20 protein-coding genes are annotated in these 21,936 nt (G+C 70.4%); 12 read left to right on the top strand and 8 right to left on the bottom strand.

From position 1 onward, the window contains the following. Positions 1-34 precede the first annotated feature (34 nt). The 5 genes from ABGB06_RS02145 (at position 35) to ABGB06_RS02125 (ending at position 3,341) form a co-directional block, all read left to right on the top strand. Positions 35-205, top strand: coding sequence for a hydrophobic protein (locus tag ABGB06_RS02145; RefSeq protein WP_347584876.1), 171 nt, complete (start codon positions 35-37; stop codon positions 203-205). Between the two features lie 138 nt (positions 206-343). Beyond that, on the top strand, positions 344-700 hold the full coding sequence (locus ABGB06_RS02140; protein ID WP_347584875.1) for a PadR family transcriptional regulator: 357 nt from the start codon (positions 344-346) through the stop codon (positions 698-700). Then, positions 697-1,425 carry a hypothetical protein gene (locus ABGB06_RS02135; RefSeq protein WP_347584874.1) on the top strand — a complete coding sequence of 243 codons (729 nt, stop codon included), beginning with the start codon at positions 697-699 and terminating at the stop codon, positions 1,423-1,425. Before ABGB06_RS02140 ends, ABGB06_RS02135 begins: the two co-directional genes overlap by 4 nt. 248 nt (positions 1,426-1,673) lie before the next feature. After that, complete coding sequence (locus tag ABGB06_RS02130) at positions 1,674-2,909, top strand: cellulose-binding protein (RefSeq protein WP_347584873.1); 1,236 nt, start codon at positions 1,674-1,676, stop codon at positions 2,907-2,909. A 234-nt stretch (positions 2,910-3,143) separates the two neighbouring features. Continuing rightward, positions 3,144-3,341: a DUF397 domain-containing protein gene (locus ABGB06_RS02125; protein ID WP_347584872.1), complete on the top strand. Its 198-nt coding sequence runs from the start codon at positions 3,144-3,146 to the stop codon at positions 3,339-3,341. A gap of 93 nt (positions 3,342-3,434) precedes the next feature. On the opposite strand, the gene aceA is transcribed toward ABGB06_RS02125, so the two are convergent. The 3 genes from aceA to ABGB06_RS02110 all read right to left on the bottom strand — a co-directional run bounded on the left by aceA (position 3,435) and on the right by ABGB06_RS02110 (position 6,297). Beyond that, entirely contained in the window at positions 3,435-4,697 is a 1,263-nt protein-coding gene (gene aceA, locus ABGB06_RS02120) for an isocitrate lyase (protein WP_347585420.1), read from the bottom strand. A gap of 242 nt (positions 4,698-4,939) precedes the next feature. After that, the gene (locus tag ABGB06_RS02115; protein ID WP_347584871.1) at positions 4,940-5,875 is read right to left on the bottom strand and encodes an NAD(P)H-binding protein; all 936 of its coding nucleotides are present in this window, start codon (positions 5,873-5,875) and stop codon (positions 4,940-4,942) included. Then, on the bottom strand, positions 5,872-6,297 hold the full coding sequence (locus tag ABGB06_RS02110) for a nuclear transport factor 2 family protein (RefSeq protein WP_347584869.1): 426 nt from the start codon (positions 6,295-6,297) through the stop codon (positions 5,872-5,874). Before ABGB06_RS02110 ends, ABGB06_RS02115 begins: the two co-directional genes overlap by 4 nt. A gap of 86 nt (positions 6,298-6,383) precedes the next feature. Here ABGB06_RS02110 and ABGB06_RS02105 point away from each other — a divergent pair, with 86 nt between their 5' ends. Continuing rightward, on the top strand, positions 6,384-6,992 hold the full coding sequence (locus ABGB06_RS02105) for a TetR family transcriptional regulator (RefSeq protein ID WP_347584868.1): 609 nt from the start codon (positions 6,384-6,386) through the stop codon (positions 6,990-6,992). Between the two features lie 163 nt (positions 6,993-7,155). Here ABGB06_RS02105 and ABGB06_RS02100 read toward each other — a convergent pair whose 3' ends face one another. Continuing rightward, positions 7,156-7,809 carry an SDR family NAD(P)-dependent oxidoreductase gene (locus ABGB06_RS02100; RefSeq protein ID WP_347584867.1) on the bottom strand — a complete coding sequence of 218 codons (654 nt, stop codon included), beginning with the start codon at positions 7,807-7,809 and terminating at the stop codon, positions 7,156-7,158. A gap of 106 nt (positions 7,810-7,915) precedes the next feature. On the opposite strand from ABGB06_RS02100, the gene ABGB06_RS02095 reads away from it, so the two are divergent. Further along, positions 7,916-8,287 carry a MerR family transcriptional regulator gene (locus tag ABGB06_RS02095; RefSeq protein WP_347584866.1) on the top strand — a complete coding sequence of 124 codons (372 nt, stop codon included), beginning with the start codon at positions 7,916-7,918 and terminating at the stop codon, positions 8,285-8,287. A 133-nt stretch (positions 8,288-8,420) separates the two neighbouring features. On the opposite strand, the gene ABGB06_RS02090 is transcribed toward ABGB06_RS02095, so the two are convergent. Further along, positions 8,421-8,780: a zinc ribbon domain-containing protein gene (locus ABGB06_RS02090; protein ID WP_347584865.1), complete on the bottom strand. Its 360-nt coding sequence runs from the start codon at positions 8,778-8,780 to the stop codon at positions 8,421-8,423. Positions 8,781-8,977: 197 nt separating this feature from the next. Between ABGB06_RS02090 and ABGB06_RS02085 the strand changes: the two genes are divergently transcribed. From ABGB06_RS02085 to ABGB06_RS02070, 4 genes are all read left to right on the top strand, one after another. Next, positions 8,978-10,420, top strand: a complete 1,443-nt coding sequence (locus tag ABGB06_RS02085; protein ID WP_347584864.1) for an integrase — start codon at positions 8,978-8,980, stop codon at positions 10,418-10,420. An 83-nt stretch (positions 10,421-10,503) separates the two neighbouring features. Next, positions 10,504-12,330, top strand: a complete 1,827-nt coding sequence (locus ABGB06_RS02080; RefSeq protein WP_347584863.1) for a hypothetical protein — start codon at positions 10,504-10,506, stop codon at positions 12,328-12,330. Between the two features lie 41 nt (positions 12,331-12,371). Further along, a complete protein-coding gene (locus tag ABGB06_RS02075) occupies positions 12,372-14,477 on the top strand; it encodes a hypothetical protein (RefSeq protein ID WP_347584862.1) in 2,106 nt (701 codons plus the stop codon). After that, positions 14,477-14,914, top strand: coding sequence for a hypothetical protein (locus ABGB06_RS02070; RefSeq protein WP_347584861.1), 438 nt, complete (start codon positions 14,477-14,479; stop codon positions 14,912-14,914). The genes ABGB06_RS02075 and ABGB06_RS02070 overlap by 1 nt, the downstream gene beginning before the upstream one ends. Here the strand turns inward: ABGB06_RS02070 and ABGB06_RS02065 are convergent. From ABGB06_RS02065 to ABGB06_RS02055, 3 genes are all read right to left on the bottom strand, one after another. Next, positions 14,894-16,264 carry a hypothetical protein gene (locus ABGB06_RS02065; RefSeq protein ID WP_347584860.1) on the bottom strand — a complete coding sequence of 457 codons (1,371 nt, stop codon included), beginning with the start codon at positions 16,262-16,264 and terminating at the stop codon, positions 14,894-14,896. The genes ABGB06_RS02070 and ABGB06_RS02065 overlap by 21 nt on opposite strands. Positions 16,265-16,404: 140 nt before the next feature. After that, complete coding sequence (locus tag ABGB06_RS02060; RefSeq protein WP_347584859.1) at positions 16,405-17,346, bottom strand: hypothetical protein; 942 nt, start codon at positions 17,344-17,346, stop codon at positions 16,405-16,407. 4 nt (positions 17,347-17,350) lie between these two features. After that, positions 17,351-17,749: a hypothetical protein gene (locus tag ABGB06_RS02055; protein WP_347584858.1), complete on the bottom strand. Its 399-nt coding sequence runs from the start codon at positions 17,747-17,749 to the stop codon at positions 17,351-17,353. Between the two features lie 378 nt (positions 17,750-18,127). Between ABGB06_RS02055 and ABGB06_RS02050 the strand changes: the two genes are divergently transcribed. After that, positions 18,128-21,823 (top strand): tetratricopeptide repeat protein, encoded by a 3,696-nt coding sequence (locus tag ABGB06_RS02050; protein WP_347584857.1) that lies wholly within the window; start codon positions 18,128-18,130, stop codon positions 21,821-21,823. Positions 21,824-21,936: the final 113 nt, after the last annotated feature.

Here is a 21,936-nt window from a genome sequence, read left to right as displayed (position 1 = left end):
TCACGAGAGACGAGAAAGGCAAGGAGGACCCGACATGGTCGCCCTTCTTCTGGTGCTGCTGCTGGCGTTGCTGTTGTTCGGCGCCGGCTTCGCGCTCAAGGTGCTCTGGTGGTTCGCGGTGGCCGTGCTGGTCATCTGGCTGGTCGGCTTCTTCATGCGCTCCACCACGGTCGGCGGCACCAGGTCCCGCTGGTACCGCTGGTAGCTGACGAGCACTCAGGCGGACGAGCACGCCGCCCAACACGCCCACGGCCCGGGCCGCCCCACACGGAAGGCGGCCCGGGCCGAGCGCTCAATCCCGGAGGGTTGGTGCAAGGAGGCGCGGCCAGGTACCTTGTGGTGCATGGTACTGGATGGGGGGTCCCGGTCCGGCGTGAGTCAACTCCGGCGGGGGGTTCTGCAGTTCTGCGTGCTGGCGCTGCTGCGGGACCAGGAGAAGTACGCCTTCGAGCTGGTGCGGGAGCTGTGCGACGCGCACGGGATGGTGACCAGCGAGGGCACCATCTACCCGTTGCTCTCCCGACTCCGGAAGGAGGAGTGGGTCAGCTCGTCGTGGCGGGAGTCCGACACGGGGCCGCCGCGCCGCTACTACGCGCTGACGCCCGAGGGACGCAAGGCCCTCGCCGACTTCACGGCCGAGTGGGGGCCCTTCCGGGCCACGGTCGATCACCTGCTGGACAGTGAGGAGAAGCACCCGTGACGTCAGTGCGGCACTACCTCGTCGAGGACTACCTGCGACGCCTCGACAACGCCTCCACGCCCCTCTCCTCGGACCGGCGCGCGGAGCTGCGGCAGGAGATCACGGAGCACATAGACGCCGGCCTGGAGGAGGCGGAGGGCGTCTACGCCGCCGCGGTGCGGAACCTGCTGAAGCGGCTGGGACCGCCGGGGGACATCGTGTCCGCGGAGCTGTCCGCGGCGCGGTCCTGGAGTTCGCTGCCGGCCATCAGGCCGCCGGCCCCGCCCGCCACCTCGGTCGATCCGCCGGAGCCCGTCGCCCCGCCGGAGCCGGCCGCACCGCCCGCCGCCTCGGTCGATCCGCCGGAGGCCGCCGCGCTCCCGGAGGCCGCCGCGCCCCCGGAGGCCGTCGACGCGCCGGAGCCCGCTGGTCCGCCCGTTCCGCCGAAGCCCGCGAACCCTCCGCTTCCGGCCTTTCCGCCGGCTCCGGCGAAGCCGCCGAGGCCGTCCGCGTTAGGGCCGGGCGTCGCCGACAGAACGCGTTCACCAGCGGTTCCGCCCGTTCCGGCGGTTCCTCCGCTCCCGACGGCGGTCGTCCTGTGGGTCGCGGCGTTGGTCAGCATCGTGCTCGCCGTCGGCCTGTTCGCCACCGCGAGCGACGGAGCGTCCGGCCCGGCCGAGGAGCCCGCCATCCAGGAACCCGGACCGTTTCCCACCCCGGGGGGTCCGCGGTTGACCGAGCAGTGACGCTGCGTCAGTTCGTCGCTCACCAGCCGTAGTACGTGCGTGTTACAGGGGGGTTGCGCGGGCGAGGAGCGCCCTTGTAGCGTTTCCGTTTACTGGGCCACAGTTGGGGCCTGGGGGCAGCTTCGACGATCTACCTGGTCCGGTGTTTCTCGCCGCTTGGCGTGTACCGGCAGGCAATATCACTCCATGCCGTAGGGCGTGGAGGGCTTTTCTTGTCGGCTGCGCGCCTTCTCATGGAGGTCCCCCCAATGCGCTTCCATCGCTATCGCCCCAGGTGGGTCGTCGCGGTCTTCGTGGCCCTCGCCGGCCTGACCGCCACCATCCTCCCCCAGGCAGGCGCCGCCGAGGTCGTGCCCCTCGCCGAACACAATGGTGCCGACTGCAACGTGCAGAACCCGGGCAGTCCGTCGTCCAACTCCATGCTGCCGGACCCGTTCCTCTCGAACGACGGTTCGCGCATCACCGCCGCCTCCGAATGGGAGTGCCGGCGGGCGGAGATCCACGAACAGGCCGAGCAGTACGCGTACGGGTCGAAGCCCGCGCCGCCGGACAGCGTCACCGGCACGGTGTCGTCGAACAGCATCACCGTGAACGTGTCGGACAACGGCAGGAGTTCCAGCTTCTCCGCGTCGGTGTCCCTGCCGAGCGGCACCGGTCCCTTCCCCGCCGTCATCGTCTACGGCGGCTTCGGGGCCGACACGGCCACCATCCGCAACTCCGGCGCCGCCGTGATCAGCTACGACCCCTTCTCGGTCGGACGCGAGGGCACGCCGCGCAACAACAAGCAGGGCGCGTTCTACAGCATCTACGGGAACACCAGCAGCACCGGGTTGCTCATGGCCTGGGCCTGGGGCGTCAGCCGCATCATCGACGTCATCGAGCAGTCGGGCGGCAACATCCTGAGCGCCGACGCGACCGGCGTGACCGGGTGCTCGCGGTACGGCAAGGGCGCCTTCGTGGCCGGCGCGTTCGACCAGCGCATCGCCCTGACCATGCCGATCGAGTCGGGCACGGGCGGCGCTCCCATCTGGCGCGGGGTGAACTCGGAGAGCGGTGCCCAGTCCCTGGGCAGCGCCTACGGTGAACAGCCGTGGATGGGCGACGCGTTCGGCTCCTACACCGGCAATCCGAACGGCCTGCCGGTGGACACCCACGAAATCATCGGCATGGTCGCGCCGCGCGGACTTCTCATCATGGAGAATCCGCATATCGACTGGCTGGCCGCCAGGTCGGGAAGCGTGGCCGCGCTGGGTGGCGCCGAGGTCTACAAGGCACTCGGCGCGGAGGAGAACATCACCTACTGGTCCGCCATCAGTGACGGCAACCACTGCGCCGTCCGAAACGAATGGCGGGCGCCTCTCCAGAACTACATCCAGGCGTTCCTGACCGGAAACGGCACTCCGAACGGCCAGATGCAGATCGCGTCCAACAAGGCCGGAAATCTTTCGCAGTGGCGGAACTGGACGACTCCGACCCTTAACTGACAGAAATCAGGCTTCTTTCCGAACAGGACCCGAAACGAGACCCGAAGCCCGGCGCGCGAGCGCCGGGCTTCGGCGTTTCCCGCGCTCACCACCCGGTCACGCCACACGGTGACCGTCCCACCCCGCGACGCCGAGCGGTGCGGCGGTCGAAGTTGTCCTACGATCAGTTCGAGACGCGGCGCTCGTCCCCCGGGAATCCGTCGCGCTCATCCCGCGCCTGATGGAGGAGAGCAGATGCGAGTCCCCCGGCCCGACCTGAGTTCCGCTGCGTGGCGCAGCAGCAGCTACAGCAATGCGAACCGCGGCGAATGCGTGGAGGTTTCGGGGGACTTCCTCGGATTCGTCCCTGTCCGGGACAGCAAGAATCCCGGGGCCGCGTTGGTCATACCGACCGCGGCGTGGCGGGCGTTCGTCGATCACGTGAAGCGCTGAGCCCGCCGGGGCCGGTCCCGTGCCCCGGACGACGCTGTCGCGCCGGGGCACGGACGGGCCGGGCAGGTGGGTGGGCCGGGCCGGGCCGGGCGGTCAGTGGAACTGCTCGGCCTCGGTGGAGCCGGCCAGGGCCGTGGTCGCCGACTCGGGGTGCACGGTCGTGGAGACCAGGTCGAAGTACCCCGTGCCCACCTCGCGTTGGTGCCGCACGGCGGTGAACCCCTGCTTCCGCGCCGCGAACTCGCGCTCCTGGAGCTCCACATAGGCCGTCATGCCGTGGTCGGCGTAGCCCTGCGCCAGGTCGAACATGCCGTGGTTGAGCGAGTGGAACCCGGCGAGGGTGATGAACTGGAAGCGGTAGCCGAGGGCCGCCAGTTCGCGCTGGAAACGGGCGATCTCGTCGTCGTCCAGCGCCGCCTTCCAGTTGAAGGAGGGCGAGCAGTTGTAGGCCAGCAGCTGGTCCGGGTACCGCTCGTGGATCGCCTCGGCGAACTCCCTGGCCTGGCCCAGGTCCGGGGTGCCGGTCTCCATCCACAGCAGGTCGGCGTGCGGCGCGTAGGCGAGGCCGCGGGCGATGGCCGCGGCCATGCCGTTCCGCACGCGGTAGAAGCCCTCGGCCGTGCGTTCGCCGGTGCAGAAGCGGGCGTCGCGCTCGTCCACGTCGCTGGTCAGCAGGTTCGCCGCCAGCGCGTCGGTCCGGGCGACGATCAGCGTCGGGACGTCCAGCACGTCGGCGGCCAGCCGCGCGGCGTTGAGGGTGCGGACGTGCTGGGAGGTGGGCACCAGGACCTTGCCGCCGAGGTGGCCGCACTTCTTCTCCGAGGCCAGCTGGTCCTCGTAGTGGATGCCGGCGGCGCCGGCGGCGATCATCGCCTTGGTGAGCTCGAACGCGTTGAGCGGCCCGCCGAATCCGGCCTCGGCGTCGGCGACGATCGGGGCGTACCAGTCGGTGGGGTCGGCGCCGCCCTCGGCGACGGCGATCTGGTCGGCGCGCTGGAGCGCGTTGTTGATCCGACGCACCACCTGGGGCACGGAGTTGGCGGGGTACAGGCTCTGGTCGGGGTAGGTGTGGCCGGCCTGGTTGGCGTCGGCGGCGACCTGCCATCCGGAGAGGTAGATCGCCCGCAGCCCGGCCCGCACCATCTGCACCGCCTGGCCGCCGGTCAGGGCGCCCAGCGCGTGCACGTACCCGCCCTCGCGCAGGTCCCGCCACAGCCGTTCGGCGCCGCGTCGGGCGAGGGTGTGCTCCTCGCGGACGCTGCCGGACAGCCGGAGCACGTCCCTGGCGTCGTAGCTGCGCTCGATCCCCGCCCAGCGCGGGTCCGTCGCCCAGCGTCGGGCGAGGCTCCCGGCCATCGCCTCGATGGCCTCCGTCCGCGTCGGCGCGGATGTGGCGCTGGTGATGGCGCTGGGCGCCGGGGTGGATGTCGGGGTGGATGTCGGGGTGGAGGTCATGGCCGTCTCCCGTCTCTGCTGCCGCATGGGTGTCACTGAGTGTCGTTCTCGCGGGGCGCCGCGGCCACGACGGCGCCCCGAATGTGGCCATGAAGCCACTGTGTCAGTGGCACTCAGTGCCGTCAACAGATGAGACTGATCGATCACAGATGAGCGCTCGGCGGCCGTCCCAGGGCCCCCTGCGGCCGCTCCGGGCTCGGTCCGGAACCACCGGTCGCCCCGAAACCGTCGCCGCCGCCGCACCGCATCTCCCTTCCCAGGAGGGCGCGGAAGGCGCCGGGAGGCCGACCCGTGAGGCGCTGGACCGTGTCGGTCAGGCGCTCCTCCGACCCCTCGGCGATGGCCTGGTCCATGGCGGCCAGCATGGTGGCGAACCGGATCGGTATGAGTCCCGTGAGGCGATCGCGCAGTTGCTCGTAGGACAGACGGCGGTGGACCACGAGCCGGCCGGTGGCCTCGGTCATGATCGCGGCGACGTCGTCGTAGCTGAGCGCCTCCGGTCCGGTGAGGACGAGATCGGCGTTGGGAGCGCGTTGGTCGGTCAGCGCGCGGACGGCGACGGCCGCGATGTCCTCGGCGTCGACGAAGCCGACCCGGCCGGCCCCGGTGGCGGTCCGGATGACGCCCTCCTCCCGGATGCTGAGGGCGTGCGCGTGTGCGCCGGTGACGTTCTGCATGAACCACGAGGGCCGCAGCACCGCCCACTCCGCGAACAGACCGGGCAGCGCCTGGTGCACCGCCCCCACCGCCGGGCCGCCCTCGGGGATGGCCGAGGAGCTCAGCAGCACCGCCCGCCGGACGCCCGCGGCGCGAGCCCGTCGGAGGAACGGCAGCATGACCGCCGCCGGGTCGAAGTCGCCCGGGGGCGGTACGAGGTAGACGCGGTCGGCGCCGTCCAGGGCGGCGGCATGGGTGGCGGGCTCGTACCAGTCGAAGGCGACCGGCTCGGCGCCGGCGATCCGGGTGGCGTGGCGGCTGGCGGCCCTGACGCGGTGACCGGCGACCGTCAGCCGCGCGGCGGTGCGGCTTCCGGTGGTGCCGGTGGCGCCGATGACCAGGGTGGTGCCGGTGGTGGTCATCGGCTGCTCCCGGCGAAGTCGGCGCCAGGCTCCTGGACGGCGAGGGGGTTCCAGTAGTCGCGGTAGGAGGTGATGTGTCCGTCTCGAACGGTCACGACGACGATGTAGGTCATGTCGAAGGGAGCGTCGCTCTCCACCAAGCGGCCGACGCCGCGCATCTCGACCACGATGGTCTGTGGGTCGGTGGTCTGATGGATCCGCAGGTCGGGGAAGTCGTGCAGGTCGATGTGGTCGGGGTAGTGGCGCATGTAGGCGGCGATGGCCTCCTTGCCCTCCAGACGCCGGGGCCAGCCGTCGGGGGCGAAGGGGAACTCCGCGACGCCGTCCTCGGCCCACAGGGCGACCCACGCGGGTATGTCCTTGTCGAGCAGCAGTCGCAGGCTGTGGCGGTACAGATCCGCCGGGGAGGTCGGTGCGGACATGGGTATCCTCCAAGTCATAGAATCCGGACCCTAGGTCCGCTTTGACGATACGGACCGCTAGTCCGTTTTGCAAATGGAGGTGCGGCATGCCCGAGCGCAGGCCCCGCAAGGACGCCGTCCGTAACCGGGAGGCCCTACTCGCGGCCGCCGACGCCCTCTTCGCCCGCTGCGAGAGCCCCGAGGACGTCACCATGGCCGATGTCGCGGCGGCGGCCGGCGTCGGTAAGGGCACACTCTTCCGAGCCTTCGGCGATCGCGCCGGGCTGATCCGCGCGCTGTACGAGGCACGACTCGAACCGATCGGGGAGGCCGTCGAAGCCGGCCCACCGCCCCTGGGACCCGGCGCCCCGCCCCGGGAGCGCGTGCTCGCCCTCCTCGACGCCGTTCTGTGCTTCAAACTCGACAACCGGCGCCTCGCGCTGGCCCTGGAGGAGGGCGGGAGCGGCAGCCCGTACCAGGCGGAGCACTACGGTCGGTGGCACGGCCTGCTCCTGGCCCTGCTGGAGCAGATCCCCGCCCTGACCGACCGCGACTTCACCGCTCATGCCCTCCTGGCGGCGACACGAGCCGACCTCGTCGAGCATCTGGCCGGACAGGAGCGCGTGCCTCGGGGGAGGATGCGGGAGCAGTTGGCGAACCTCGCCATCAGCATCCTGGTTTCCGACCCGCCGCGGGGATCGACCGCCGAGGGCTGATCGAGCCGAGCCACGTCGGGCCCCGGGGCCCAGGGCCGGGAACCCGGTCTGCGGGCCTCCCGGCGGATCTGCACCACCCCGAGCCGGCGGGTCGGTTCCCTGTACACCGTGCGGCGATGCGGCCGCCGAGGCACCCGTGATCCGGGAGGCGACCCGACGTCGCTCACCGCGCGGTCCCGCCCGTCCCTGTGCCGTGAACGACCTCGTGCCGCCACTCGGCGCGCGGCTGGGTGTGCAGGCGCCAGTAGTGCTCGGCGATGATCTCGGGATCGAACGGGGTGCCGGGCGCCACGGGCCCGTCGATGGTGACGCTGGCCGCGTGCACGCCAGCGGCGCCGTAGGTCTGGTCGAGGAGCGTGACCAGGGTGCGGACGGCGGCCTTGCCGAGGGAGAGCGAGACGTACTCCGGCTTCGGCTCCGGCATCCCGCCGGTGACGAGGAACGAGCCGCCGCCGTGGTCGGCCATCGCGGGAGCCAGGTGCGCGGCGGCCGTGAGCGCGCCGAGGACGTTGACCGACCAGGCGCGGAGCTGGCCCTCGGCCGGCAGCTCGCCGATCCGGTCGGGGCGGATCAGCGCCGCGTTGTAGACCACGACCTCGGGGACGCCGAACGCGGCGGTCGCCCGGTCGAGGGCGGCGCGCAGCGCGTCCTCGTCGGTGACGTCGGCGGTCAGCGCGAGCGTCCGCGCGCCGGGCGGCGCCAGGTCGCTCCGGTCGGTCCTGGCGACCAGGGCGACCGGCAGGCCGGCCCGCGCGAACCGGTGCGCCACGGCCCGCCCGACCCCCGGCCCGACCCCGATGATCAGCGCTCCCGCCATTGGTGGCCCCTTCCTCGCCCCTTGGAATGTCCCTGACGGCGCCGACGTTAGGGCGTGACATCGGTGTGAGGGTCAAGGCTGGCCCGCGTGGACGGGAGGCGGCGGAATGCGGATCGGCGCGCTGGCCGAGGCGACCGGGGTGAGCCGGCGGCTGCTGCGGTACTACGAGGAGCAGGGCCTGCTCCGACCGCGGCGGCTGCCCAACGGCTACCGCGAGTACGCCGCCACCGACGTCTCCGCCGTCCGGCGCATCCGCGTGCTGCTCGCCGCCGGGCTGCCCACCGCGGTCATCGCCCAGCTGCTCGACTGCGTGCACGACGAGGGCGCGGCGATCGTGCCGTCGTCCTGCCCCGGGATGGTCGGCCGGCTGCGCGACGAGCGACGCCGCCGGGCGACGGAGATCGCCCGTCTCCAGGCGTCCCAACGCGCCCTCGACACGCTGCTGACCGCCGCCCTCGCGCCCGCACCAGGCGACTGAGTGGTGGCCCACGGGGAGTGCGTGCCGTCGTGGCCGACGGCGGTGACGGCGAGTTGGCAGATCGCCAGGTCACGGTCGGCGAGCTGCGGGAGGTCGTGGACCGGGTTGAGCGTGGCCGTTGCCGAGACCGTGGTCAGGTCTCAGCATCCCGGACATTTCGGCCCGGGAGGTCCGTCACATCACAAAAGCGTGAGGGCTTCGGCTTGAGTACGGTCTCTCGCTTCCGTCTGCCGCTGGTGCGGCAGGGTTGCGCCACCTGCCCGCCCCGGGCTCGCCTTGCGGCGGGTGCGGGTGACGCGGGTCTTCTGGTCGGCTCCACGAGGCTTCGATACACCACCGGGGCGGTGTCCTGGTCTCCGGCCACTCCGGTACCAGTTACTGCGGCTGCCGCGAGCGCGGCGAGGTTGAGTGCGGCGTTGTCGTCCCGGTCCAGAACCAGGCCGCAGGCGTCGCATTCGTAGGCCCGGACGTGCAGCGGCAGCTTGGCTTTCACCGCTTCTCTACTCTTTCCTGACCTGTCGGATACGGGAGAGCAGTGAGAGGTCTGCGTGGGTGTCGGAACTGGGTGGCTGGTCGAGTTCTACGATTTCAACCGGCCCGTTGCCCCGCCGGAAGAGGAGTGGGCTCGCGAGCTCGGGGACGTCCTGGCACGGGCGCAACGGAACGGCGCGCGTCACCGGACTCCCTCTCTTGTTCCCGGTCGACGACCGGCGGCCGGACCCACGGGTCAACCTGTACTTCCGTAATAGCCGGATCGCCTCCCGACAACCGTCGACCTGGCGGCGGTACGCCTACTCACTCGCGGTGTGGCTCGGTTTCCTGGACAGCATTGGCATCGCGTGGGACGAGGCGACCGGCGAGGACTACACGGACTTCAAGTTCTGGCGGATCACCGACTTCCGCAACGACGAGCGCGTCCAACCCACGTCCTTCGACACCGACCGGGCGGCGCTGAACTCTTTCTACTCCTGGGCCGGCCCTCTCTACGGGTGCGCCAACCCCGTTGCGCCCGGCTACACCTTGAGACCGGCCGATCCGGGCGACATCGCTCCAGCACAAGGTCGGCGCGACCCTGCTCGTCCGGCCGGCTCGACCCGGCGGAGGGTGAAGTGGCTGCTGCGCGGAGCCTTCGAGCAGTGGCGGGATATCGGCTTCCGCGGCTACGGCTTCGACGGGTTGCGTGCCGAGGGTTGGCGCGGCGCCAACGAGGACCGGGACTGCGCCTTCGTCGACGGGCTGTACGGCACGGGCCTGCGGCTGGCGGAGTGGGGCAGTGTCCTGGACGTCGAGCTGCCTTCCCTGGAGATGGCCGGCCGGTTCCCTCGGGCCCTCCTGGCTCGTGCTTGTACGAAGGGCAAGCGGGACGGGCGGGAGTACCGGGTTCCTGCCGGTGTCGTGTCGTCCCTGAATGGCTACCTTGATCGGGTCGAGGGCTCCCGTGCGGAGGCGATCCGGCGGGCCCGGCGGGCGGGCCGCTACGACCGCATCCCGGGTATGAAGATCGTCACGGGATTAAGCCCGCGGGCCCGGACGCTGACCATCCTGACGGATCAGGGCAGCACCACGCGGTCGATGGACTCCCTGGAGCCCGAGGAGCGTCTGTTGCTGTTCCGGCCCACTGACGACGGCCTGGAGCCGCTGGCGGTTTGGCTCGGGGTGAACGGGCTGCCGATGCGGGCCCATAGCTGGCAGAAGCGGTTTGCCGAGGCCAACAAGCGCGTCGCCGCGGCGTGGCGGCACGCTGGTGGCCGGAGGGCGGTACCGCTGTTCTGTCGCCCGCACATGTGTCGGCATTCCTTCGCCCTGCGGTGGTTTTCGATCTTGTCGCTGGTGTGGAACCAGCGGGTGGAGGGCTTCACTGACGCCGAGCTGCGCGAGTTCCGGGACCAGTTCGGCGATGTGTGGTTCCAGCTGGCCGGTCTGCTGGGCCACGCGAACCCGCAGATGACGAGGGACTGGTATCTGGAGCCGTTCACCGCGCTGGAGACGGACTACCTGATGGCGCTGCTCGATGAGGAGGAGCACGCCGCCGTCAGCAGGCTCGCAGAGCGCATCGGGGCGACGAGCGACAGGGTGCTGCGCCGCGTCGGCCCGGCCGGCACGGCGGTGCGCCCGGCGGAGGGTCGGCCATGAATCGGCGAGGTCGACGGGCCTCCCTGCCTCCCGAGGGCTGGCAGGCGCCGGAGCGGCTGCTGGTAGAGGGCGGCCAGTGCGCGGTGCGGTACATCGAGGAGAAGGGCCGCCGCTCGCGCGTCTTCGACTTCAGCGGCGTACCGGTCTCCGGCGTGCTCCAGCGGTGGCTGGCTGAGGTGTTCGCCACGGCCACCGGGCCGCGCCGCGGGGTGAAAAGCATCGCCACGGCCGGCTCGTACTACACGATGCTGGTGCGGTTCGCGACGTTCCTGTCGAAGCGGAGCGACGCGCCGCAGCGGCCTGAGGACATCTCCACCGCCCACGTGGCAGCGTTCAAGCTTTCGCTGTCGCCGGGCTCGCGGCTGCCGTCGGCGTGGCGGCTGCGGACGCTGATGCGTGATGTGCCTCGCCTTCCGGCGGCAACGCGCGCGGCGATCGTGCATGGGCGGCTGCCGGAGCGGGAGACGGACGCGGTGCTGGCCTACAGCGAAGACGAGCGGCAGCAGATCCTGACCGCCGTCCGCCACGATGTCCGCTTGGCCCGCGACCGTATCCGCACATCCCGCGCTCTGCTGGATCGCTACCGCCGGGGCGAGGCGAAGGACGGTGAGGAACGGCTCGGCTGGGCCCTGGACGTGATCGACCGCACCGGTGACGTCCCGCGCGACGGTGGGGGCAGCCCGGTCACCTGGGCGAGGCGGTACGGCGGAGTCCGGGCGATGCTGGCCCGGTTGTGCCTGACGCGGCTGGAGGCGGCGGCGTTCTCCCTGCTGCTGGTGGACATGACCGGTGAGAACTTCGGCACGGTGGCGACGTGGCCAGCCGCGCACTTCCGCCCCGACGGCGGCGTAGCCGGCGCCCCGGCACTCGCTGTCCTGGAGGCAGCCAAGCCGAGGCGGGGACCAGACCGCGAGTACATGGCCACGCCAGTGGAAGACCTCCCCGACAGCCTGGCCAGTCTCGTCGAGGGCGCCGAGAGCGAAGCGCGGCTGTTCCGCTCGCCGCTGCGGGCGTACCTGCTGTTGCTGGAGCTGACCGATCTGTCGCGACGGCACGGCGACCACGGCCTGGCGCTCGGATACGTACGGACGACGATGCTTCACCACGGGCGCTGGGCCGGCGGGATCGCCTCCCACCACACGAGCGACTGGGCGGTGGGTCACGGTTTCCCGCTCCTGCCCCGGCGCGGCTGGCCGACGGCCGGCGCGCAGGAGGTCTCGGGCGCCGACAATGATCCGGGGCCAGACGATCAGGCCGGTGGACTGCCGAGCGTTGACGCGGGCAGGCTGCGGCAGACTGCGTTGGAGCGCACCCGGCACCCGGTCGCGCACAGCCGCCAGACCCTCAACGACCGCTATCTGCGGCGCAGCCCTGCGGTGCAGCGCGAAGGCCGCGAGATCGTTCGAACCGCGCTGGAGGAACAGGTCGCCAAGGCCCGCGACCGGCAGCAGACGCCGGTCTTCAGTGCCATGTTCGTGGCGATGGCCGAGGTTGATCCGCAGCAGGCAGCGGCCGAGATGGGTGTGGACGTCGAGGTCCTCAAGCGGATTCTGGTCGGGCAGGAGGACACCGTTCTGGCCAGCTGCGCCGACCACCACGACGGTCCCGACACCCCACCGGGCGAGCCGTGCACCGCGTCGTTCCTGGCCTGCCTGGGCTGTCGGAACGCCCGCGCCCTGCCCCATCACCTACCGGTACAGGTCTATGTCCGAGACCGGCTCGCGCAGTTGCGCACCCACCTGGACCCGGACGAATGGGACCTCCGTTACGGGGATGCCTTCGCCCAGCTGACCCACCTGCTCGGGCCACCCCACTACACGGCTACGGACGTGCAGCAGGCCCGCGAACGGCTCGCCAGGAGCGAGCGGCACCTGGCCGATGACCTCCTGAAGGGACGATGGGACCTGTGACCACCACACCGGCTTCCGCAGCCCAGAGGGATACGGCTGATGTGCCCTGGCCCGCCCCGGACACGATCGTGCTGCGGGGCCGACCGCTGCGGCCCGGGGTGGCGCGGGCCGAGCTGTCCCGATTCGCCGAGGAGCAGTGGGTGGTGGACCACGCCGAAACCGACGCGCACTGGGTCGGCCGCCGCCTGCACTGGGAGAAATTCCCGCGAGACTTCACCAACGCTGCCAAGGCGTTCGCCCTCGCGGTACTGGACCACCCCCGCCCTCCCGTCCTGACGGCGGGTCCGCAGGGCGACTCGGCGGCGCTCGACACGCTGCGCGCGTGGACTGAGAATCTGCTGGTCTTCACCCAGTGGCTGCACACCCAGCGCGTGCGCCGCTTCGCCGACGTCACCGGGGACGACCTGGAGCGCTACCTCGTTCATGTGCTCGACCTCCCCCGCAGCCCTGGCCGCCGCTCCCAGCTCCTCCAGGCGGTCCGCGTGCTGTGGGCCTACCAGGACCACCTGCCCGCGTCCTGCCGCCTTCCCGGGCCGCGACCGTGGGGCGCCCCCTCCAGCCTGGAGCTGGCCGACGCCGTGGTGAAAACCCGGCACAACCGCACCCCCCGCATCCCGCCGGAGACGATGGAAGCCCTGCTGGCGTGGTCGCTGCGCATGGTGGAGGACTTCGCCCCCGACATCCTCAGCGCGCACTCCGAGCACCGGCAGCTGCTGAACGGCACCCACCCGGTGACGAAGTCCTTCGTCGGCCAGCAACACCACCCGACCACAGACCTGGCCGTCGCGCACGTACGGCAGCTGGCCGCCACGGGCGGCAGCCTCCCGGGCAAGGCCGATGAACACGGAAAGACCGTACTGGACGTCTCGCACCTCGCCCGGCTGCTGGGCTGCCACCATCACCGGGTCCGCAGGATCTCCGCCAGCGTCCTCGCCCTCGCCCGCGAGTACGGCGTACCGCTCGCGCCGGATGCCGATCTCGGCACCATCACCGGCCTGCTGCACCAGGCTCCGTGGCGCAGCCGGCCGATCGGTCTGCGCGAGCTGCGGCCGCTCGTACGCCACCTATCCGCCGCGTGCTTCGTCGTGATCGCCTACCTGTCAGGCATGCGGCCCGGCGAGGCTCTCGGACTCCGCCGCGGCTGCCTAACGATCGACGACCAGGGACGGGTGAGCGTGGGCGGCCGTCCCAGCAAGGGCAACTGGCGCGACCCGGACGACCTTCAGACCGCCACCAAGACGTGGACGGTTGTTCCACCGGTGGCCACTGCGATCGGCGTGCTGGAATCGCTCGCTGACTGTCCGCTCCTGTTCCCCTGCTCCCGCTGGCAGGCCACCCGCCGCCAGCGCGAGCATCGGGCCGCGACGAGCCAGGAGACCAACAAGCAGGTTCGCGCCTTCATCGACTGGGTCAACGCCACCTTCCACCAGCCCGACGGAGGGCCAGCGATCCCGCCCGACCCCGGCGGCTGGAACCTCCACGCCGCGCGGCTGCGGCGCACCCTGGCGTACTTCGTGGTCCGCAAGCCCGGCGGCCTGATCGCCTGCGGCCTGCAGTACGGCCACGTCCACACCCGAGTAACGGCCGGCTACGCCGGGCACGCCGACTCCGGCTGGCTGGACGACCTCGCTGTCGAACGCCTGGAGATGATCGTCGACCAGATCGAGGACGACGTGGCGGCCCTGGACGCCGGCGAGCATGTCAGCGGTCCAGCCGCCGACGACTACCGGCGCCGTGTGAGGCGCGCCGCCCCGTTCGCCGGGCGGGTGGTCAACACGGTCCGCAACGTCGAACGGCTCCTGGACAGCGCCGACCCCGCCATCCACCACGGCCAGGCCATGACCTGCGTCTACCGACCCGAGACGGCCGCCTGCCGCACGACCCGCCTCGAAGCCGGGCTGCCCGCCGACGGCCCGGATCCGTCCGCATGCCGGCCCACCTGCCCGAACCTCGCCTACACCGACCGCGACATCGACACGCTGCGCGACCTCCTTGCCCACCAGGAAGCGGCCGCGAGTGACCCACTAGCCCCGCGACCCAGGCGGGACCGGGCCACGTTCCAGGCCCACCGCACGCGCGGCGTCATCACACGACACCAGGCCAGCAGCCCCGAGCCCGAGGCCGGCACCACCACGGAGGCAAGCTGATGGGCGGCACACCACGCGACCCCCTCGCCGATCGGGCGACGATCACGGCGGCCGCCGAACGGCTGCTGACCGGCAACCCGCTGCGGTCGAGCACCGGAAAGCTCACCACCAGCGAACTCGCCATCGAGGCCGGACTGCGCCGCGACATCCTCTACCAGCACCGCGACCTCGTGGAGAGCTACCAGGCGCAGATCAAGACCCGCGACGCGGTCCCCGAGGCGATGGCCGCCATGGCCCGCGAGCTGGAAGAGGCCCGCGAGGAGCTGAAGTCGGTCCGCCAGGAGCTGGCGGCCGAACGCGCCGCGACGGCCCTCCTTCGCCGAGCCGTCACCGAGCTGACCATCGAAGCCGAAGCCGCCGGGCGGCCAGGCGGCCGGGCCCCGCGGGGCGTAACACCGTTAGTTCCCGGTGTGAGGTCACGCCATCGGGCCGGATGATTCCTGGATGGCCTGCTCCAGTTCGGTGTAGCGAAACGGGCTATCCGGCTCCTCCAGCTCGCGCACACGACGTAGGAACACCTGCCACGCTTCGTCCCCCCGGACAGCCGAAGGGACGAGCGAGTAGAACCGAACAGCGAGTTCGGGCATCGCTGCCGCGGTGCGGCACTCGTAGTTTTCAGCCCACGCGGACAAGATGTCACCGAGCTGGCGCACGTCCAGGTGTGGGGCACAGCTCGGTACGGCCGACCTGGCAAGGGACTCAGCCATGCGCCAACTGCCGGCCGCCGTCAGGATGCCGGCCACATAGTCGGAGAGGTACGGCCCGGCTCGGTTATGAGCGATGACGGATGCCTGCTGATCCGGAGACAGACTGCGGAACTTCTCTTCGAGCGACGGCAGGGCCTGTCGGATATGCGGGATCTCCACGAGACCGAGCAGGCTGGTCTCCTCGACGGTCAGAGGCTGGTAGGGGATGGCGGCGATCCGCTCAGCGTAGTCCGCGAGCTGCGCCTTCATAGCCTCGTCGACCTCCTCCCAGAAAGCGTTAAGGTCACCGAGTCGCACAAGCGCCCGAATCTGTCGCTCAAGGGGCTGCTGCCCCAGGCGGCCGACTACGGAGGCGATCGCCCGCTGCACGACGACACCGTCGCGCCCGGCGAACGCACGCACGCACGCCGCATAACGGTCGGACATGACTCCGGCATCGAGAGCACCGTGGCTTGACAGTTCAAGGAGGGCTTCCTTGACTGCGAAAACGACGATGTTCCGCCGCGTCGCGGACTTCACCCGATCGAAGAAGGTCTGAGTCAGGTAGACCGGGCTGCCGACGAAGGACACCTCCTGGACGTGCTCGCGGAAGCGTTCCACCGCCTTCCGGCCCTGGCTCGGCGGATGGATCAGCAAGGCATCCACCGCTGCGGTCAGGTGGGCTCTGGCGTACTCGGTCGACGGTGTGAAGAGCTCGCCCAGCGGGCGCAGGGACGGGTGGGCAGCAAGGTTGCGATCTTCCTTCAGCCGCTCCAGTTCGCGTCTCTGCACGAAGTCGACCAGGTCCAGCTTCTCGGCGACTTCAAGAATCGTGTTCTCGACATCGAGCATGGTGCGCACGGCCTCACGGTCGGGCTTCTGCCGCGCTTCGTCGATCCTCTGCACGACCGCCTTGGCCTCACCCTCCTCGTCCTCTGCGAGCTGATACAACTTGTGGATCAGATCCGTGCACACAGCCGTCCACGTCAGGACCATGCACGCGCGCGCGGAGCCGGTGGTGTAGCAGCGGTAAGCCTCAGCTACCAGGGGCCGGACCTCCTGATGCCAGACCTGGTTGACTTTCCGCTCAAGATCCATCATCGGCACCGCTCCTCGGTCGGACGTGTCTCGTCGCCCCGGCGGCCGAAGGCGGACGCCGAGGAGGTCAACCTCGCCTGGCCCGAGCACGTCGGTCGGCGGGGCTTCGAACGGACCTTAAGGGGTGGGGCAGCGTAGCGGCTTTACACGATGGGGCGCGGAGGTGGCGTGGGCGTGAGGTGGCGGGTGAGGGTGTCACCGACCTCGGGGGTGAGAGGGCCAGTGGCATCCACGCCGAGGCGGTCGGCGAGGTCGCGAGCGTGGAGTCGGGTGGTGGCTTCCAGCAGCAGGGCGTAGGTGTGGCTGGCGGCTCGTGTGCGGACGCGGGCGGTGAGGGTGAGAGCGGTGGTGATGAGGGCGGCGGGCCACCACCATGCGGTGAGGGGGAGGTAGAGCAGGGCCCAGGCGGCCACGGTAGTGGCGCGGGTGAGGGCCTGGCGGGCGGCGGTGATCTCGGTGCGGGTCTCCTCGGGCAGGGTCAGCCACAGGGGGGGCCATACGATGACCAGGTCCAGGCCGTGGTCGCGGTCCAGGCGCACGGCCGCGGCGTTTAGGCGGTCGCCGCTCCAGGTAGGGCGGGCGGGCTTCTCGTAGGCGATGCGGGTCATGGCGCGTTCGGCGGCGTGCCGGGCGGTGGGGTCGGCCCACTGCCTGCGGGTCCGGATCTCTGCCGCATCGTCGCGGTGCTGGTGCCAGGCGTCGGCGGCGGAGGTCCACCGGCGGCGTCGGCGGATGGTTCGCCAGGCTGCGAGCTGGCGGAAGGGGGGTGGCCAGGTGGGCCAGTCGGCGGCCAGCCAGAGCCGTTCGACCAGCGAGCCGATGGCTTGGGCGGCAAGTCCCGCTGCGGCGGCGCCGGCCAGTACAGCAGCCAGCAGCAGCACTTGGCCGCCGGCCGTGTCCGTGGCGGGGTGGTGCTCGGCCCAGGTGGTGATCTGGTCGGTGAGGCGAGCCAGGTCGAAGGGATGAGTGTGACCGAGGGCGTGGGAGGTGGTGGCGACGGCGATGTAGAGGGCGCCGGGCAGGACCAGCAGGGACAGCCACCGCTCGGCGAGTTTCTGGCCCAGGGCCGTCAGGAAACCGCCCACCGGATTAGAGCCGGTCCCGGCGCAGGGCGGTGCCGCTGATCGCGCAATGTGGTACATCGACTGTGGCTTGGGGCCACCAGTAGCGTGCGCACCGGCTGGTCGGGCACAAGTACACCCGCTCGCCTGGTCGGTCGTCGCTGATGCCGACAGGCCGCAGACTGCGGAGCCCCTGGCCGTTGTCGGAGTAGCCGTCCAGCCCGAGCGGATCGCCGCCGGCCTGGAGGACCGCGTGCAGCACCGCGAGCGGACCGGCGAGGTTCCCGCCGCTCTGCGCCGCGGTCAACACCTGCTCCATCGGGACCTCGTCCCCGCCCGGCCCCTGTAGCAGATCCCTGCGGATCTCCCCCAGATACGCGCACACCACCGCCAGTCTCTCCGCCGCCTCCTGATGCTCTCCGGTCATGTATCCCCCCTCTTATCCCGTTCTCGCCCCCGATTGGCGCCCGGCCAACTACTCTGTCATGGTGCTTGGTTGCACGCACCACGGGCGTACGCGGGCCTTCCCCGCGAGCTCAGTGTGGGCACGCCACGAGGCGCTGACGGACATCGGGGATCATGGATGCGTGAGAGACTTCTGAGATCGATTATGGCCCGGATGCAATGGGTCACCAATACTGGCGACTCTTCCCTAGCCCTGGACCCAGAAGCCCTCACTGAAGCCCGGCAACTCGCCGAACACCTTCACACCAGCACCGGTGATGCAAGCGACATACCAGCCTGGGAGATGCTCGGTTGGTTTCACCTCCTCCGGTGGGCGAATCTTCCGGAGGACCAAGATGCTGTGGACCTGAACGCCGCGGTGGAAGCATTCCTCCCCGGTTTCCTCACCGGTTCCAGCACCGATCTACCCAAATACTTCCTTCCGCTGCTTGCCGAGGCCGCAGCTCCCCACGCCATTAGGCAGGTCAAGCAGGCACTAGTCTCCCCCGACGCGGACCAGCTCATTGCTGCCATTGACCTGTGCGAACGCCTGATACATGCCATCCCCACCGACAACCCGAACCAAGCAGCGATGCTGTCCACCCTCGGGATCGCGCTGCAGGGACGATTCGAGAGCACCGGAGACCAGACGGCCCTGGACGAAGCCATTACTACCGGGCGCGCAGCAGTGGAAGCCACCCCTACCGACCACCCCAACCAGGCCGTGCACCTGGTCAACCTGGGGGCCGCACTAGCGGTCCGGTTTGAGCGCAGCGGGGCCCTGGACGACATGGACGAAGCCATCGAGCGTCTTCGGGCAGCCGTCGAGGCCACCTCCACCGACCACCCCGATCGAGGAACGACGCTGTCCAAGCTGATGGGCACGCTGACCATGCGGTTCAAGCACTCGGAGGATCTGGCGGACTTGGATGAGGCCATCACCACCGGGCGCGCAGTTCTACAGGCAACCCCCACCGACCACCCCGACCAGGCCGGGCGTCTGTCCGTCACGGGCGCCGCCCTGCACATTCGGTTTGAGCGCAGCGGGAATCTGGCGGACTTGGATGAGGCCATCACCATCGGGCGCGCAGCAGTGGAGGCTACCCCCACCGACCACCCCGACCGTGCACGGATGTTGTCCAACCTGGGGACCGCGCTGCGGGACCGGTTCCGGCGGAGCGGAGACCCGGTGGACCTGGACCAAGCCATCGACCGGCTTCAGACCGCGCTGCAGGCTACCCCCACCGACCACCCCGACCGTGCACGGATGTTGTCCAACCTGGGGACCGCGCTGCGGGACCGGTCCGAATGGAGCGGGGATCTCGCGGACGCGGATGAAGCTCTCGACCGGCTTCAGACCGCGCTGCAGGCCACCTCCACCGACCACCCTGCCCGAGCAACGATGGTGGCCGACCTGGGGAACGCGCTGTGGGCTCGGTTCCGGCGGAGCGGAGACCCGGTGGACCTGGACCAAGCCATCGACCGGCTTCAGACCGCGCTGCAGGCCACCCCCACCGACCACCCCGACCGTGCACGGATGTTGTCCAACCTGGGGACCGCGCTGCGGGACCGGTTCGAGCAGAGCGGGGATCTCGCGGACCTGGACCAAGCCATCACCGCCGGACGCGCAGCGCTGCAGACTACCCCCACCGACCACCCCGACCGGGCAGCAATGCTGAACAACCTGGGGGGCGCGCTGCGGGCCCGGTTCGAGCAGAGCGGGGATCTCGCGGACCTGGACCAAGCTCTTGACTGGCTTCAGACCGCGCTGCAGGCCACCCCCATCGACCACCCCCACCAGGCCAGGCATCTGTCCGCCTTGGGTATCGCGCTGCACATCCGGTTTGAGCGCAGCAGGGATCTCGCGGACTTGGATGAGGCCATCACAGCCGGACGCGCAGCGTTAGAGGCCGCCCCCACCGACCACCCCGATCGAGCGCGGATGTTGTCCAACCTGGGGGCCTACCTGCGGGCCTGGTTCGAGCAGAGCGGGGATCTCGCGGACCTAGACCAAGCCATCACCGCCGGACGCGCAGCGCTGCAGGCCACCCCCACCGACCACCCCGCCCGGGCAGCAATGCTGAACAACCTGGGGGCCTCGTTGTCGGCTCGGTTCGAGCAGAGCGGGGATCTCGCGGACCTAGACCAAGCTCTTGACTGGCTTCAGACCGCGCTGCGGGCCACCCCCACCGACCACCCCGACCGTGCACGGGTGTTGTCCAACCTGGGGGGCGCGCTGCGGGACCGGTTCGAACGGAGCGGGGATCTCGCGGACCTAGAGGCGGCGGTGTCAGCCGGCGAAAGAGCCTTGGAGGTAGTCTCGGCGGCGCCTTCGAGCCGTATTCAGACGGCTTGGGTGACGGCCCGGCTAGTCGCGGGGTCGGATGCGGGGCGGGCCGCAGATACGGCGGAGGCTGCGGTGCGTCTGCTGCCCCAGGTAACTCCCCGCCAGTTGGGGCGGCGTGATCAGCAGTATGCGCTCAGCCTATGCGCCGGTCTGGCCGGGGACGCCGCCGCGCTGGCCCTGGCCGATCCTCGCGGGACTCAGCAGGAACGGGCAACTCGGGCACTACGGCTGCTGGAGGCCGGCCGGGCGGTCATTCTCAGCCACGCGCTGGATGTCCGCAGCGATCTCGCCGACCTGAGTCAGCGGCGCCCCGACCTGGCCACGCGATTCGTTCAGCTGCGCGACCAACTCGATCAGCCCACGGACATCGCCACCGCCACCGTGAGCGAGGACCTCGACGTCGCCGCGGTTCGCCAGGAGCGCACCGTGCGTGACCGACACGGTCTGGCCCGCGACTTCGCCAACATCCTGGCCGAGATCCGCGCGCTGGAGGGGTTCGCTTCCTTCGCGCTCCCACCCACCACCGAGGAACTTCTCACCGAGGCAGAACAGGGCCCGGTCGTCGTGTTCAACGTCAGCCGCTATCGCAGCGATGCCCTGTTACTGATCCACGATGGCATCACCCACCTGGAACTCCCCCAGCTCGCCGAAGACGCGCTGATCGAGCAGGTCAACACCTTTCACCAAGCGTTGCACGCCACCGCCTGGGGCGACAGCAGAGAGCAGCGGCGGCAGGCGCAGGACGTCGTGACCGGTGTCCTGCAATGGCTTTGGGACGCCGCCGCAGGGCCGGTTCTGAAGGCGCTGGGCCACCACCGTCAGCCGTCTACGGACGGCCATTGGCCGCGGGTGTGGTGGGCATTAGGCGGACTACTCGGACTACTGCCCCTGCACGCCGCCGGCCACCACACCGACCCCGCCGACGACCCGCACCGCCGCACGGTCATGGATCGGGTCATTTCCTCCCATACTCCCACCATTCGGGCCTTACGTCACGCACGCCAACACGCCCATCGGGAGACCCTTGCCCTGGACGCGCCCGCCCATGGGCTTGTCGTCGCGATGCCCACCACTCCCGGCCTGCCCGACCACGGCCGCCTGAACCACGTCGGTGCTGAGGCCGAGATGCTCCGCCGCCACCTACCCCGCACCGTCCTACTGTGCGAACCCGATCAGGCCGGCCCAGACAGCCTTTCCCCCACCACACCGACCAAGGCCGCCGTCCTGAACCATTTGCCCGATTGTGCCATCGCACACTTCGCCTGCCACGGCGCCAGCCATCCCACAGACCCCTCCCAAAGCCAACTGTTGCTCCACGACCACGAAAGCGACCCGCTCACCGTTGCTAGCCTCGCCCCCGTCCAACTCGAGCACGCCCGCTTGGCCTACTTGTCGGCCTGCCGCACCGCGGCCATCGACACCGCCAACCTGATCGACGAGGCTATCCACCTGACCTCCGCCTTCCAACTCGCCGGATTCCCCCACGTGGTGGGCACCCTGTGGGAGATCGACGACCAGACCGCCGTCACCGTCGCCGACACCTTCTACACCCACCTGCGCACCCCCGACGGCACCATCGACACCGGCCGGTCGGCTTGGGCCCTCCATCAAGCCGTACGTGGCCTGCGCGACGGCCACGACCTCCCAGCGCAGCTCGACCGGACCAAGGTTCCCTTCTTGTGGGCCGCATACCTCCACGCCGGCGCCTGACCAAATGGCCCGGGTGCTCGATCACCGCAGACGGGAGATCGCTTGGAGTCTTCGGGACGGTGGCGGTCGCGGAAGTTTCCTGATTCCAACCGAATTTGGGGCGGTGTACCAGC

The organism is Streptomyces sp. B6B3, from assembly GCF_039871525.1.
Lineage (GTDB): Bacteria > Actinomycetota > Actinomycetes > Streptomycetales > Streptomycetaceae > Streptomyces.
Note: the sequence above shows the minus strand (reverse complement) of the source record. Positions and strands in the feature narration are given on the sequence as shown.